This window comes from Mesorhizobium dulcispinae (genome assembly GCF_033977345.1).
GTDB classification, from domain to species: Bacteria; Pseudomonadota; Alphaproteobacteria; order Rhizobiales; family Rhizobiaceae; genus Mesorhizobium; species Mesorhizobium dulcispinae.
Window position 1 is genome coordinate 152,046 of record NZ_JAVIIY010000004.1, and the last position, 13,980, is coordinate 166,025.

General features: G+C 64.8%; 13 protein-coding genes and 1 pseudogene. 8 read left to right on the forward strand and 6 right to left on the reverse strand.

Annotated features, from left to right (window positions below; genetic code table 11):
* The 5 genes from RFN30_RS11690 to RFN30_RS11710 all read left to right on the forward strand — a co-directional run bounded on the left by RFN30_RS11690 (nt 1) and on the right by RFN30_RS11710 (nt 5,120).
* Nucleotides 1-714, forward strand: coding sequence for a uroporphyrinogen-III synthase (locus RFN30_RS11690; protein WP_320262235.1), 714 nt, complete (start codon nt 1-3; stop codon nt 712-714).
* Between the two features lie 105 nt (nt 715-819).
* Nucleotides 820-2,292: a COG4223 family protein gene (locus RFN30_RS11695; RefSeq protein ID WP_320262236.1), complete on the forward strand. Its 1,473-nt coding sequence runs from the start codon at nt 820-822 to the stop codon at nt 2,290-2,292.
* Between the two features lie 10 nt (nt 2,293-2,302).
* Complete coding sequence (locus RFN30_RS11700; RefSeq protein ID WP_320262237.1) at nt 2,303-3,874, forward strand: heme biosynthesis protein HemY; 1,572 nt, start codon at nt 2,303-2,305, stop codon at nt 3,872-3,874.
* Between the two features lie 31 nt (nt 3,875-3,905).
* Nucleotides 3,906-4,385, forward strand: a complete 480-nt coding sequence (locus RFN30_RS11705) for a tellurite resistance TerB family protein (protein ID WP_320262238.1) — start codon at nt 3,906-3,908, stop codon at nt 4,383-4,385.
* 18 nt (nt 4,386-4,403) lie between these two features.
* Nucleotides 4,404-5,120, forward strand: coding sequence for a glutamine amidotransferase (locus RFN30_RS11710; protein ID WP_320262239.1), 717 nt, complete (start codon nt 4,404-4,406; stop codon nt 5,118-5,120).
* 196 nt (nt 5,121-5,316) lie between these two features.
* Here the strand turns inward: RFN30_RS11710 and RFN30_RS11715 are convergent, their stop codons facing one another.
* Nucleotides 5,317-6,861, reverse strand: a complete 1,545-nt coding sequence (locus RFN30_RS11715; RefSeq protein ID WP_320262240.1) for a winged helix-turn-helix domain-containing protein — start codon at nt 6,859-6,861, stop codon at nt 5,317-5,319.
* 120 nt (nt 6,862-6,981) lie between these two features.
* On the opposite strand from RFN30_RS11715, the gene RFN30_RS11720 reads away from it, so the two are divergent.
* The 3 genes from RFN30_RS11720 to RFN30_RS11730 all read left to right on the forward strand — a co-directional run bounded on the left by RFN30_RS11720 (nt 6,982) and on the right by RFN30_RS11730 (nt 8,425).
* Complete coding sequence (locus RFN30_RS11720) at nt 6,982-7,416, forward strand: cupin domain-containing protein (RefSeq protein WP_320262490.1); 435 nt, start codon at nt 6,982-6,984, stop codon at nt 7,414-7,416.
* Between the two features lie 19 nt (nt 7,417-7,435).
* A complete protein-coding gene (locus RFN30_RS11725; protein WP_320262241.1) occupies nt 7,436-7,918 on the forward strand; it encodes a RidA family protein in 483 nt (160 codons plus the stop codon).
* Nucleotides 7,919-8,194: 276 nt separating this feature from the next.
* Entirely contained in the window at nt 8,195-8,425 is a 231-nt protein-coding gene (locus RFN30_RS11730) for a hypothetical protein (protein WP_320262242.1), read from the forward strand.
* A gap of 192 nt (nt 8,426-8,617) precedes the next feature.
* On the opposite strand, the gene RFN30_RS11735 is transcribed toward RFN30_RS11730, so the two are convergent.
* From RFN30_RS11735 to zwf, 5 genes and pseudogenes are all read right to left on the reverse strand, one after another.
* A complete protein-coding gene (locus RFN30_RS11735) occupies nt 8,618-9,856 on the reverse strand; it encodes an MFS transporter (protein WP_320262243.1) in 1,239 nt (412 codons plus the stop codon).
* Between the two features lie 157 nt (nt 9,857-10,013).
* Nucleotides 10,014-11,115, reverse strand: a pseudogene (locus RFN30_RS11740) (pyridoxal phosphate-dependent aminotransferase).
* A 108-nt stretch (nt 11,116-11,223) separates the two neighbouring features.
* The gene (locus RFN30_RS11745; RefSeq protein WP_320262244.1) at nt 11,224-11,688 is read right to left on the reverse strand and encodes a Ros/MucR family transcriptional regulator; all 465 of its coding nucleotides are present in this window, start codon (nt 11,686-11,688) and stop codon (nt 11,224-11,226) included.
* Nucleotides 11,689-11,880: 192 nt separating this feature from the next.
* On the reverse strand, nt 11,881-12,585 hold the full coding sequence (locus RFN30_RS11750) for an ROK family protein (protein WP_320262245.1): 705 nt from the start codon (nt 12,583-12,585) through the stop codon (nt 11,881-11,883).
* Nucleotides 12,586-12,600: 15 nt separating this feature from the next.
* A complete protein-coding gene (gene zwf / locus RFN30_RS11755; protein ID WP_320262246.1) occupies nt 12,601-13,977 on the reverse strand; it encodes a glucose-6-phosphate dehydrogenase in 1,377 nt (458 codons plus the stop codon).
* Nucleotides 13,978-13,980 lie beyond the last annotated feature (3 nt).

Below are 13,980 nucleotides of genomic sequence, written 5' to 3' on the forward strand. Positions count from 1 at the left end.
ATGGTCCGCGTCCTGGTGACGCGGCCGGAACCGGGCGCCTCCCGCACGGCCCGACGGCTCGAAGCACAGGGATTTCAGCCCGTGCTGCTGCCGCTGACCGAAACGGCGGCGCTGCCGGTCGAGGCCGGCATCTTCCCCGCTGCTGTCGCGGTCGCCGTCACCAGCGCCAACGCGATCCGTCATGCGCCGAGGGAACTGGTCGCGGCGCTTGCCGCCTTGCCTTGCCATGCGGTCGGGAAAAGGACGGCCGAAGCCTGCCGCGCGGCTGGATTCAGGTCCGTCTTTGAAGGTCCAGGCGATGCCGAAGCACTGGCCGGCGAGATAGCCGGCGAACTCAAGGGCAAGGAGATGGTCTATCTTTGCGGCCGTCTGCGCTTTCCGATGTTCGAGGAACGGCTGGCAGTGGCCGGGGTGCGTGTGCGGCCTGTCGAGACCTACGACACCATCGAATTGGACTACAGCGACGACGCCGTTGCCGCCCGATTGTCGGGCATGCCGGTCGAGGCGGTGCTGCTCTATTCGGCCAAGGCGGCCCCTGCGATGATGAGCCTGGCGATGCGCCCAACGCTACGGCATCTCTTTGAAAGGGCGGAGTTTCTGGCCCTTTCAGCCCGGATCGCCATGGCATTGGACGGGATCGGCGGGCAAAAGGTCCGCATTGCCTCGCAACCCGACGAGGACGCGCTGCTCAAGCTTTTGTCGTCGCCGGGTTGAGCCGCGTCATCACACCGCCCCTTTTCACCGCTTGGTGATGTGCTAGAGCATCCTTGAGCTCTAGACCCTTTGAACCATCCCCAAGCCAATTTGCGGAGCCCAAGCATGGTCAAGACGCCTAAGGTGCGACATTCGAAGAGCCGCCGTGAGCCGGTGACCATCGAGCTCGAGCCCGGCGCCGTCTCGCGAATCGCCGACGAGGATGCCGCCAAGGCCGAGGCCAATGCCGCGCGGACCGACGAGGCCAAGGCGGAGGAAGCCGCCATCGCTTCGCAACCGGACGCTCCGGAAGAGCCGATCCACGCCGAGCAGACGGATATCGAGCCGTGGGAACACGCCGATGCGGCGCAGGGCGCGACAGACGGAACTGAGGCCAAGAGCAAGGACGAAGCGGAGGCGCCGTACCCCGACGGTTCGGAGGCTCCAAAAAGCGAGCCCAATGGCTTCGGCTACAATTTCGAGGACGCGTCATCAGCCAATACTGGTTCTGCCGCGTCGGCGCAGAAGACGAGCGAGACCCGGAGCGACGATCGGAGTTCCCCGGCCTCCAGGCGCTCCGGCGTCAACATGATTGCCGCCGGCGTGATCGGCGGCGTTGTCGCTCTTGCCGGCGCCGGTCTGCTGCAGGCGGTCGGCCTGTTGGGGTCTCCGGCTTCAGGCGGAGCGGCGCTCGACGGCGTCAATGGCGAGATCGCTTCGCTGAGGAGCGAAATCGCGGCGCTGAAGGAAGCGGGCGATGCCGGTGCCTCGGCCAAGGTCGACCGCCTGTCCTCGGCGTTCGACCAGGTGAAGTCGGATATCGCGGCGCTGAAATCCTCGGCCGGACAAAGCAGCGACGGCGCCGCGCTCAAGGCGCTCACCGACAAGGTCGGCCAGATCGAGACGGCAGTCGCCGACCTGCAGAAGGCGGGCAGCGCCGCCCCTGTCGATCTCGGCCCGCTCAACGAGAAGCTCGCCGGGCTCGACGCGCTGGTGAAATCGGCCGGCGAGGAGGCAAAGGCCGAGGACGGCCGTATCGCGGCGCTGGAACAGTCGGTGCAACAGCTCGCCGGTAAAGTCGAGGCGCAGGCCTCGCAGCCGAAGATCGCGCTGGCAATCGCCGCCTCGGCGCTGAAGGCGGCGCTCGATCGCGGCGCCCCCTTCGCGACCGAACTCGACACGTTCGCGGCGATCGCTCCGGACGCGCCCGAGCTTGGCGTTCTGCGCGGTTATGCGGAAAAAGGCGTGCCGACCCGCGCCACGATCTCTGCGGAAGCCGCTGCCGCCGCCAATGCCATGGTCGAGGCGGCGACGCCGGTCGATCAGAATGCCGGCTTCTTCCAGAGCCTGGTGTCGAGCGCCGAATCACTGGTCAAGGTGCGGCCGGTCGGCGCCGTCGAAGGCAAGGGCGCGCCGGAAACCGTGGCGCGCCTGGAAGTGGCGGTCAACCAGGGCGACTATGCCAAGGCTCTCGGCGAATACGACACGCTGCCCGATGCGGCAAAGGCGGCCGGCGCCGATTTTGCCGGCAAACTGAAGGCGAGGCTCGAGGTCGAAAAGCAGATCGAAGCGCTGATTGCCGGCGCGACCAAGGCGTGAGGACCGTCCGATGATCCGTATCCTCCTCTTCCTTGCCGTCGTCTTCGCGCTTGGGCTGGGCTTTGCCTGGCTGGCCGACCGTCCGGGCGAGATGATCGTCACTTTCAACGGCTACCAGTACCAGGTCACGCTGATGGTGGCGGCGGTGGCGATCGTCGCTGTGGTCGCCGCGGTGATGATCGTCTGGTGGCTGATCAAGTCGCTGTGGAACAGCCCCTATACGATCTCGCGCTATTTCCGCGTGCGGCGCCGCGACCGCGGCTACCAGGCGCTGTCGACCGGCATGATCGCGGCCGGCGCCGGCGACGGCGCGCTGGCGCGCAAGAAGACCAAGGAGGCGGCCAAGCTGATCAGCTCCGACCAGGAGCCGCTGATCAACCTGCTCGACGCGCAGGCCTCGCTGCTCGAAGGCGACCATGAAGGCGCGCGGGAAAAGTTCGAGCGCATGCTCGACGATCCGGAGATGCGGCTGCTCGGCCTGCGCGGGCTCTATCTCGAAGCCGAGCGGCTGGGCGACCGCAATGCCGCGCGCCACTATGCCGGCCGTGCCGCGGCGGTGGCGCCGCAGCTCGCCTGGGCGGCGGAATCGACGCTGGAGGAACTGACCGAGCGCGGCGACTGGGACGGCGCGCTGAAACTGGTCGAGGCGCAAAAATCCACCCGGCAGATCGCGCGCGACGCCGCCAACCGCCGCCGCGCCGTGCTGCTGACCGCCAAGGCGCAGTCGCTGATCGACAGCGATCCGAACGCTGCCCGGACCGCCGCCGTCGAAGCCAACAAGCTGGCGCCCGATTTCGCGCCGGCGGCGGTCGTCGCGGCCAACATGCTTTTCCGGCAAAACGATGTACGCAAGGGTTCCAGGATCCTGGAGACGGCCTGGCGGGCCGAGCCGCATCCGGACATCGCCGAGCTCTACACCCATGCAAGGCCGGGCGATGCGGTGCTCGATCGCCTCAACCGGGCGAAAAAGTTGCAGGAGATGAAGAAGAACCACGCCGAATCGTCGATGGCCGTGGCGCGCGCCGCGCTCGACGCGCAGGATTTCGCCACCGCCAGGCGCGAGGCGGAGGGCGCGATCCGCATGGATCGCCGCGAAGGCGCCTATCTGCTTCTGGCCGATATCGAGGAGGCCGAAACCGGCGACCAGGGCAAGGTGCGGCAGCTTTTGTCGAAAGCCGTGCGCGCGCCGCGCGATCCGGCCTGGGTCGCCGACGGCGTCGTCTCCGAGCGCTGGGCGCCGGTGTCGCCGATAACCGGCAAGCTGGACGCCTTCACCTGGCGCGCGCCAATGGAGCGGCTCGGGCAGCTGATCGACAGCGAGGTCGACGCCGCGATACCCGCAATCCCCGCCTCTGCGCCCGCTGTGCCGGCTGAAGAGAGGACGATCGATATCGCGCCCGACCGCACTGCCGAAAAGCCGGCCGCCGCGGCTGCGAACGGGGGGCAGAAGGACGGGGCCGTTGCCGCAGCCGATGACGCGGCGGGCGAGCAGGCACCGGAGCCGCCGCGCTTGCCGGATGATCCCGGCGTCGCGCCGGAAGACGAGGCGGAAAAATCGCCGCGCCGGTTTCGTTTGTTTTGAGGCCGGGCTCGGCGGACAGGGAAAAGTGTAGATGTTCGAACGTGTGCTGTCGTTCTTGCGGGATTTGCCGGCCGGCGGCGGAGCCAAGCCGAACGCCGACGATCCGCGCGTCGCGGCTTCGGCGCTGCTCTACCATGTGATGAACGCCGACGGCGTGCGCCAGGATGTCGAGTGGGAGCGCTTCAAGGAAATCCTGGCCGAGACCTACTCGGTCAGCGGCGACGAGCTCGACGCGCTGGCGGCCGCCGGCGAGCGCGCCGACAACGAGGCGATCGACCTCTACGCCTTCACCAGCGTGCTCAAGCGCCATCTCGATGCCGAGGCGCGCAAGGCCTTCATCGGTCTGATGTGGGAGGTCGTCTATGCCGACGGCGAGCTGCACGAGCTGGAAGACAACACCGTCTGGCGCGTCGCCGAACTGATTGGCGTCGAACGCCAGGACCGGATCGAGGCGCGGCGCAAGGCCGCGGCCGAAGCGCCCGGTGCGCGCGGAACGTCGAGCGACGAATAGAAGGCGCCGGTTTCTTCCATGCCACCCAGACCGAGGCCGAGACCAAAGATCCTGATCGTGCTGCATCAGGAGACTTCGAGCCCCGGCCGCGTCGGCCATATGCTCCTGGAAGAAGGCTTCGATCTCGACATTCGCCGGCCGCCGCTTGGCGAGGAACTGCCCTCGACGCTGGACGGCCATGCCGGGGCGGTAATCTTCGGCGGGCCGATGAGCGCCAACGACCAGGACGAGTTCGTCCGGCGTGAAACCGACTGGCTCGAAATCCCGCTCAGGGAAAACCGGCCCTTTCTCGGCATCTGCCTCGGCGCGCAGATGCTCGCCAACCATCTCGGCGGCAAGGTCGAGGGTCATGGCGAAGGGCTGGTCGAGATCGGCTGGTATCCGCTGAAGGCGACCGAGGCCGGCAAGAAGCTGCTGCACTGGCCGGAGATGGTCTACCAGTTCCACCGCGAGGGGTTTTCGCTGCCGAAAGACGCGACGCTGCTGGCGACCGCCGAAACCTATCCCAACCAGGCTTTTCGTTACGGCGACAATGCCTGGGGCATCCAGTTCCATGGCGAGCTGACCCGCGTGATGATGCAGCGCTGGGTGGTGCGCGGCGCGCATCGTTTCGAATTGCCCGGCGCCCAGCCCGGCCGCGACCATCTCGGCGGCCGGCTGATCTGGGACATGCATCTGAAGCGCTGGCTTGGTGAGTTTTTGGCGTTGATCTTCGGCAAGCCGGCTGTGGGATAGAGTAAAATCAAACTGCTCTGACCGCCGAACTTGACCGAAGATGGCTTACGTCTGCCGTGGCGTGGACGACCGCTTTGCGCTGCATCTCAGCAGTAGAGGCAAACTTTGCCTTCGCCTAGAAGCGGACAACGCGGCAAACCTAGCCGGAGATCGCGTTTGCGGCTCCAAGCCCCGTCATCCGAGTCTTTCGCTCAGCTTATGGTCCTGACCCGTGTTCCGCATCTCGCAGCAGGCCCTCGAGGCGGGTCGCCCATTCCTTGTTGCCATCTCTTAACGGACCAAGCGCATCCCCGGCAGGCTCCGGGAGATCGCTTGCAGCGGCGGCGAAGCGGCGAGCCTCCTGATTATGTCCCACGGCCATGTGGCAGCATGCCTGAATGCGAAGCAGCGCCGGCCAGTCAGGCCGCGCCTTTAGCGCCGCACGCCCCGTGTCAAGCGCGCCCTCGACGTCGCCTGAAAAGAACAGCGCAAGCATCAAGAGACTGAACCAGACCGCATTCTGCGGATCATGAGGGTTGAGTTCGAGGCCGCGAGCCAGGGGCTTTCGCGCGCCGGCCGCATCGCCCACGAAAAGACGGGCCATGCCGAGGACGAGATACCCCAAGGCGAAGCTCGGACCGAGTTCGATGGACCGCTCCGCTGCGAGGATCGCCTGGCCAGCCCTGCCTGTGTAGGCCGACACAATTGCCAGCGCATAGTGCGCATACGGATTCCGGGCGTCGAGATATATCGCCCGCAGGGCCGCATCGAGTCCTTCCTTCCCGTCCGCGGCGGGATTTTCCGTCCAGCCATAGGCGATGAGGCCTGCGTTGACCCGCGCCCGCCAGATCTGCGCCTCTGGAAGCATGGGATCGAGCTCCGCGGCCTCTCGGAAGAATCGCCGTGCGAGAAGGTGGGTTGGCTGAGTTACCTTGTGAAAATTGAATGTACCTTGCCGTACAAGGTCCCAGGCGGTCACGTTGCCGGTGTGCGGAGCAACCTGAAGTCCATGCCGCAACAGCAGCTCGGGCTCGACCGCCGCTGCGATCCGCTCGGCGATAGCGTCCTGCACTGCAAATAGCTCGGCCACCTGAAGATCGTAATGCTCGGACCAGACGGTGGCGCCCTTCATTGCGTCGGCGAGGTGCACCGATATCCGCATCCGATCGCCGGTACTTCGGATGGCTCCATCCACCAGAAAATCGACGCCAAGTTCGTGTGCGATAGACTTCGGATCCCTCGGGCCGTTCCTCCTTGCGAAACTCGCCCCACGCGACGCGACGCGGAACCATCGAAACCGAGCGAGCGCCATGATCAGGTCGTCGGCGATACCGTCGGCCAGATATTGTCTCTCGGCATCGCCGCCGAGATTCTCGAAAGGTAGTACTGCAATCGCGGGGCTGGATCTCACCTCCGCATGGCCTTCGCTACCGAGCCCGTCGGTCCGGCTCTCCACCGGACCGGAAAATCTGTATCCGACCCGTGGGACCGTGACGATCCAGTCGCCGCCGTCTGATGCCGGGCCGAGTAGCTTGCGAAGGGCAGCAATCTGAACGGAAAGATTACTCTCCTCGACGGCGAGACCCGGCCAAACGGCGTCCATCAGCGCTGACTTGGCGACGACACGCCCATCTGCCGCGAGCAGAACGGCAAGCAGCGAAGCGCCGCGGGCGCCAATGGCGACAGGCCGATTGTCACGAAGAAGGCATCCGTTCTCGGTAATGAACTCGAAAGGGCCGAATACAGGGTGCTGGGTGTTCATGATTGGGAATGATACGCCCGATTTCGCAGTTTTTCGGAATTTTTCGGCCCTCGTTTCAGGACTTGCGCCGGCTTCGCGCGCAGATTCAGCTCCATGCAGCAGTTTGAGGTGGTGGGAGCGATGAAGAACGAAACAATGCAACCGAAAAATGCTGATGCATTAACCGCGAAAGTCGTACGCGGGAGTGACAGCTATGTGGCCGAGCAGGGATCTGTCTATCGCTCGGGAGTCTCGGCAGAGAGCGTTGGATCCAGCATGCTGTGGCTCGGGATGATTTCGCTACCTGCAGGGAGACGAACCAGCGCCCATCGCCATCAGGGGCACGAGACGGCCCTACTTATGACCGCGGGCAAAGAAATCGAGATTTGGTCGGGGGCCGAGCTCGAACGGTGCGAAAAGGTCCTGCCCGGCGACTACCTGTTTATTCCGGCCGGCGTTCCGCATGTGGCTGTCAATCGCAGCACGGAAAACGCCGAGTTCCTCGGTGCCCGCAACGACCCTGCAGCGAACGAGAGCGTCGTGCTGATGCCAGAGCTCGACGACATTGTACCCTAATCAAGCCGGGAGGTGCGCTATGGCCATCATCGAACAACGTCTGGCCGCTATGGGTCTGGAACTGCCCGAGCCACTGAAAGTTCGCGAGGGGCTGCGTATGCCTTTCGCCTGGGTCCGGGTGCGCGGCACCCGCGCCTACATCTCAGGCCACGTCGCGTGCAACCGGGATGGGACATTGGCAAAACCCCTCGGCAAGGTGGGAACCGAGGTTTCGCCAGAGCAGGGTTACGCGTCAGCGCGGCTCGTTGCCCTAGCTCACCTCGCGAGCCTCAAGCGAGCTGTCGGAAACCTCGATCGGGTTACGGCTTGGCTGCGTGTCTTCGCCATGGTGAATGTTGCTCCGGATTTCAATGAGACGCCGCTGGTCACAAACGGTTATTCCGATTTGATACTGGATCTATACGGGCCGGACGCTGGCGCGCACGCCCGCTCGTCCATCGGCATGGCCATCCCTTTGAATGCGCCCGTAAACTGCGAAGCGGAAGTGGAAATTGATGGGTGACCGCCTAGGGTCGATTTGTGACCGTCTTCGAATCCCTCTGATTGGGCCGATGCCTGTGAGCCAGAGGCGAGCGCTTCCGGCTCTCCGGAACTCGCCGACCTCGTTGGAGGCGCCGACGAAGACCTGGTTGACGGCGTTGACGCGGCCGCGCACCTCGCATGAAATGGCGAATGCATCGGGCTTTGCCGCGGGCGCTTTGCACTAACAGTCTCGTCGGTCTCGGCGGAGCCGCGAATCTGTGCTAAGCGCCGCCCAATCAATCAAAGGACGACACCTGTGAAAGAACTCACCGTGGCCGAGGCGACCGAGAATATCTACGCCTCACTCCGAGCGGACAATGCCGACATCGATGCACATATCGCGACACTCAAGGCAGCGTTGACGCGAGAGGGGAAAAAGCAGGCGGTGTTCGATCCGGCAAGGCTGGCGCAGAACAACCGCTCCGGCCGCAAGTTGATGCAGGCCTATTTTCGGCAGCGCGGCGTTAGCGTGAGCTTTTCGGAGTAGAGCTGCTCCAGACCTATCTCGTTCGTCGCCGGGCGCAGCCCCCAGCGGCTTAGGGCGTTTCACCGTTTCACGGAAACGGCGAACCACTCTATCTCTTTGTTTTTACGCAATTCCGGACGGAGGGCTACGGCGAAGTCGCCGAGCCTGACCGTTACACACTTTTCCTGGAATTGCTCTCGATCCGGCGCTCAATCAGTTCCGGCTGTTCAGATGCCGCACCTGCCGCAGCGCCGGGAACAGATAGGCCCATAATCCCGCTACCGCGATGGCGCCGATGCCGCCGACCACCACGGCGGGAACCGTGCCGATCAGCGCTGCCATGGTGCCGGCGCGGAATTCGCCGACCTCGTTTGAGGCGCCGACGAAGACCTGGTTGACGGCGTTGACGCGGCCGCGCACCTCGTCCGGCGTCCAGAGCTGGATCAGCGTCTCGCGGATATAGACGCTTAACATGTCGGTGGCGCCGAGCATGGCGAGGGCGGCGATCGACAGCCAGGTGACGGTCGAGACGCCGAACAGAACGGTGAAGGCGCCGAACAGAGCGACGAAGCCCAGCATGATCTTGCCGGCATGGTCGCGGATCGGGTGGCCGGCGAGCCAGACCGCCACGGCGATGGCGCCGATGCCCGGCGCCGAGCGCAGCAGGCCGAGGCCCCAGGGGCCGAGCTCCAGGATGTCGCGCGCATAGACCGGCAGCAGCGCCGAGGCGCCCGACAGAAGCACGGCAAAGAGGTCGAGCGAGATCGCGCCGAGCACGATCTTCTCGCCCCATATATAGCCGAACCCGGCAAACAGCGTCTGCATGGTCGGCTTGTCGGTGGCCGTTTGCTGCGCGGGCTTCGGAATGGTGAAGACGAGCAGGGCCGCGACAAGCATCAGGACGGCGGCGGTGGCGTAGGCGATCTCCGCCGAAAGGCCGTAGAGCAGGCCGCCGGCGACCGGGCCGACGATGGTCGCCATCTGCCAGGCGGACGAGTTCCAGGCAATCGCGTTGGCGAAATCCTCAGGCGGCACAAGGTTGGCGACCAGCGAGGACGATGCCGGCCCGTAGAAGGCGCGGGCGATACCGAACATGGCAAGCACGACGAAGATCGGCAGCGGGCCGCCAGGGCCGCGCAGCGTCAACAGCAACAGCGTCAGCGCGCAGGCGCCCTCGACGAGCGACGACAAAGTCATGATCAGGCGGCGGCCGAAACGGTCGGCGACGACGCCGGTGATAAGCACCAGCAGCAGCGACGGCAGGAACTGGACGATGCCGACAATGCCGAGGTCGAAGGGATTGCGCGTCAGGTCGTAGATCTGCCAGCCGACGGCGACAGAGACGATCTGGGTGGCGAAAGTGGTGAGGAAGCGCGCCGTCCAGTAGCTGAGATACGGTCGGTGCCGGAAAGCGGCGTAGCGCTGGTCAGGTGAAGTTGCTTCGGCGGTCATGGTTCAAGGGCCCCGTTGTGACGTTAGCCGGCGGGGCACTTCCACGGCGGGCGCTGGTCCGGCCAGAACGCTTTAGCCCAGTTCGTTTCCTCGCGCGCGCAAAAAATCCGCGCTGGATCAAGGAAATCCGGAATTATCGTTCGCGATGGAAAGAGGCTCAGCCTCTCAACGCCGCGGAGATCGCTTCCAGGCCGCCACGCAGTTCCGCCTCTTTCGGCCAGCCGAAGCCGACGCGGAAGAAGCGCTTCGGCATTTCGAACCAGTGTCCGGGGCCGACATAGGTGCCGTGCTCCTCCAGAAGCCTTGCGTAGAAGCGGTCGAGGTCGAAACCGGCATCGACGTTCAGCCGCGGGAAGCCGACGGCGCCGCCCTGCGGCCGCACCCAGTCGACCAGCGGCTCGCCGTCGATCCAGGCTTGGACGATATCGCGGCGCTTCGCCATCTCCGGCAGCAGCGACTTGAGGAAGTCGTCCCGGCGTTCGAGCATGGCGCGGGCGATCGCCTCGTCGATGACGCTGCCGCAGATGCCGATCTGCTCCTTGGCGGCGAGGAATGTCTCCTGCAGCGTCTTGTCCCTGATGACCAGCCAGCCGATGCGGATGCCCGGAATGCCAAATGCCTTGGACAGCGAGGCGACGCTGATGGCGGCGGGACTGAGCGATGCCGCGGACGGCAGGCGCTCGCCATAGGACAGGTCTCGATAGGTTTCGTCGACCAGCAGCCGGCAGCGCCGGCCTTCGGCGAGCGAAATCAGGGCGTCGAGGTCGGCGCGGCTCATCATCGTGCCGGGTCGGGTTGTGCGGGCAGGTGACGCTGATCAGCCTGGTGTTCGGCCGCACGGCTGCTGCGAGGCGCGCGACATCGATGGCGAAGCCTTCTTCGAAATCGAGATCGACATAGGAGATGGCGCAGCCGATCGCCTTGGGCGTCTCGATGTTGGTGGCATAGTTCGGCCGCACGACGACGAGATGGTCATCGGCCGAAAGCAGCGACGTGGCGATGATGAACAGCGCTCCGGCGGCCCCCGCGGTCACCAGCACATCGTCAGACGAAAGGCCCTTGTCCTGCCCGGCGATCAGCGCGCGCAGTTCCTTGTCGCCGCGATGCTCGCCGTAGAACAGGGTGAGGTCGGGCAGCGACAGGCCGATATCGGAGAGTTTCTGGTCGGCGATCGAGCTTTCGGAAAGATTGTAGCGAATACGGTCGTAGCCGTATTCCTCCGGTGCCTCTTTCTCGATAACCATACGTGCGTAGTTCATGCCCTGCTCCCCCAAATGTCCAACGTATCCAAGCCATAAAAGCAGGAAGCCTGCCAAGGCGGATTCCTCGGCAGGCTTCTCTAACCGTTGGCACAGGGCAGCTGCGTCTCAGGCCGGCGCCTTGGCCTTCCGTCCCCTGGCGGGCTTCACCGGCTCGGCTTCCGCCTTGCGGCCGAGGCCGATCGACTTGGCGAGTTCGGAGCGCGACGCCGCATAGTTGGGGGCGACCATCGGATAATCGACCGGCAGGCCCCATTTGGTGCGGTAGGCTTCAGGCGTCAGCCCGAAATGCACCCCGATATGGCGCTTCAACGATTTGAACTTCTTCCCGTCCTCGAGGCAGATGATGTAGTCCGGCGTCACCGAGCGCCGGGGATTGACGGCGGGGACTGGCGGCGGTGCCGGCGGGGCCGGCGGCTGGGTCAGTCCGCCGATCGAGGAGGCGACGCTGGCGATGAGCTCGCCCAGGCCCGAAGCCGGCAGCCGGTTCTTGGCGACATAGGCCGACACGATGTGGGCGGTGAGCTCGAGCAGGTCGACTTCTTCCTTGGCTGTGTTGGTGTCCTCGTCCACGTCAATTCCTCCTCTATGCCGCACGGCCGCAAAATCGGGATGTAAATCAGAGCGCCGCCGCTTCCTTCGCGCGCCGGGGAGGGCACATCGTGCGGCAGGCCGGCGAATTCCTAGTCGGCAAATCTGCACGGCGCAACGATCGGGCGCGCGATTACACGCTATTTTGAACAACTATACTGAAAAGTAAAAATATCAGACGATCAGCGCCTTGTCGCGCCACAGTCGAAAACCGCCTTCGAAGGCGCGTGTGTTGTCGCCGCGCCTGGATTTTTCCGGCAATTCATCGAGCTTGTCGACATTGCCGCCGCCGATGACCACATAGTCGGGCTGCAAGGCGGCGCGAAGCCTGTTTACGACATCGAAAACGTATTTGCGCCATTTTTTCTTGCCGTGCTTTACCAGCCCGCGTTCGCCGACATAGTCCTCGAAACTGCAGCCTTTTTTGTAAGGAAGGTGGGCAAGCTCCATCGGCTGCCCGACGTGATCGAGGATCATAGCGGCGCCCAGGCCCGTGCCCAGGCCGAGGAACAGCATGCGGCCGCCCTCATAGCTGCCGATCGCCTGCAGCAGCGCGTCGTTGACGACCTTGACCGGCTTGCCGAAGGCAGCGCCGAAATCGTAGCCGTTCCAGCCCTTGCCGAGATTGAAGGGATCGAGCGAGGGCTTGTTGTCCCTGACCGGGCCTGGATAGCCCATCGAGATGACGTCGTAGTCCAGACCCTCGGCCAGCTTCTTCACCGAAGCGACCATCTGCTGCGGCGTCAGGCCCGGCCCGGAATCGGTGCGGCGCATGTCGCCGCCGGCGCTGGTCAGGATCTTAACATGCGAGCCGCCGACATCGATGGTGAGCACGACCTGCCCGTCCTTCGCCGCAGCCGGTTTTGCCGTTTTCGCCATTCCATTTCTCCCGTACTACCTGGTCGGGTTGATCCAGCCATTGGGCGGGCCGAAGCCGGTCATGGCGTCGGCCGGCCCCCAGGTCTTCGGCGCGTAGATCTGCGGCGGCGTGGTGTCGCCGAGGACCGGGCCGACGATCCGCCATGCGAGCTCGGCCGCGTCCTGGCGCGTGAACAGCTGGCCGTTGCCGTTCATGGCGTCGCCGATCAGCCGCTCGTAGGGCGGCATGTCGCCCTTGGTGTCGTCGAGCGCGGTCAGCTCCACCTGCTCGCCGATCATGTCGTCGCCGGCCACCTTGCGCTGGGCGCCGATGGAGATCGCCACCTGCGGGTCGATGCGGAAACGGACATAGTTGGCGTCGCCCGGCTTGATCGGGTCGAAGACGTCGAGCGGCGGCCGCTTCAACCGCACGATCACTTCGGTGGCGTGCACCGGCATGTTCTTGCCGGCACGGATGAAGAAGGGCACGTCCTGCCAGCGCCAGGTGTCGACGAAGAAGCGCACCGCGGCGAAGGTTTCGACCGGGGAGTTGGGCCTGACGCCGGGCTCCGCCAGATAGCCGTCGAACTGGCCGCGCACGACATCGTCCTTGTTGAGCGTGCGGATGGCGCGCAGCACCTGCACCTTCTCGTCGATCAGGTCGTCGGCCGAGCGGCCGACCGGTGGCTCCATGGCCAAAAGCAAAAGGATGTTGAGCAGATGGTTCTCGATGACGTCGCGGATGCAGCCGACGTCGTCATAGAATTTGCCGCGACCTTCGATGCCGAAATCCTCGGCCATGGTGATCTGCACGCTCTCGACGAAATTGCGGTTCCAGATCGGCTCGAGAAAGGCATTGGCGAAGCGGAAATAGAGCAGGTTCTGGATCGCTTCCTTGCCGAGATAGTGGTCGATGCGGAAGATCGACTGCTCGTCGAACACCAGGTGCAGCACGCGGTTCAGCCAGCGCGCCGACTGCAAATCGTGACCGAAGGGTTTCTCGACCATCAGCCGCGCGCCGCGCGCCGTGCCGGACTGTTCGAGGCCCTGGACGACGGTTTCGAACATGGTCGGGGGAACTGCCATGTAATGCAGCGGGTGCTGCGCCGGGCCGAGCGCCGCCTTCAATTTTTCGAAGGTAGCAGGGTCTCGATAATCGCCGCTGACATAGCGCAGCAATGAGGCGAGCTTCGCGAACACCTTGTCGTCGACGGCGCCCAGCGCATTGACGATGCCGTCGCGGGCGCGGTCCACCAGCTTGCCAATGTCCCAGGGGTCGAAGGCGACGCCGATCACCGGCTCGGTCAGCGTCCCCTTGGCGACCATCTGGTAGAGCGCCGGAAATATCTTCTTGTGCGCAAGGTCGCCGGTCGCTCCGAAAAGCACCAGCGTGTCGGACCTCTCCTGGCTCATCCT

Excerpts from the sequence above, each read along its gene's own strand:
- RFN30_RS11690 (WP_320262235.1), top strand. The coding sequence starts at position 1 with ATGGTCCGCGTCCTGGTGACGCGGCCGGAACCGGGCGCCTCCCGCACG.
- RFN30_RS11695 (WP_320262236.1), top strand. The coding sequence starts at position 820 with ATGGTCAAGACGCCTAAGGTGCGACATTCGAAGAGCCGCCGTGAGCCG.
- RFN30_RS11700 (WP_320262237.1), top strand. The coding sequence starts at position 2,303 with ATGATCCGTATCCTCCTCTTCCTTGCCGTCGTCTTCGCGCTTGGGCTG.
- RFN30_RS11705 (WP_320262238.1), top strand. The coding sequence starts at position 3,906 with ATGTTCGAACGTGTGCTGTCGTTCTTGCGGGATTTGCCGGCCGGCGGC.
- RFN30_RS11710 (WP_320262239.1), top strand. The coding sequence starts at position 4,404 with ATGCCACCCAGACCGAGGCCGAGACCAAAGATCCTGATCGTGCTGCAT.
- RFN30_RS11715 (WP_320262240.1), bottom strand. The coding sequence starts at position 6,861 with ATGAACACCCAGCACCCTGTATTCGGCCCTTTCGAGTTCATTACCGAG.
- RFN30_RS11720 (WP_320262490.1), top strand. The coding sequence starts at position 6,982 with ATGAAGAACGAAACAATGCAACCGAAAAATGCTGATGCATTAACCGCG.
- RFN30_RS11725 (WP_320262241.1), top strand. The coding sequence starts at position 7,436 with ATGGCCATCATCGAACAACGTCTGGCCGCTATGGGTCTGGAACTGCCC.
- RFN30_RS11735 (WP_320262243.1), bottom strand. The coding sequence starts at position 9,856 with ATGACCGCCGAAGCAACTTCACCTGACCAGCGCTACGCCGCTTTCCGG.
- RFN30_RS11750 (WP_320262245.1), bottom strand. The coding sequence starts at position 12,585 with ATGGCGAAAACGGCAAAACCGGCTGCGGCGAAGGACGGGCAGGTCGTG.
- zwf (WP_320262246.1), bottom strand. The coding sequence starts at position 13,977 with ATGAGCCAGGAGAGGTCCGACACGCTGGTGCTTTTCGGAGCGACCGGC.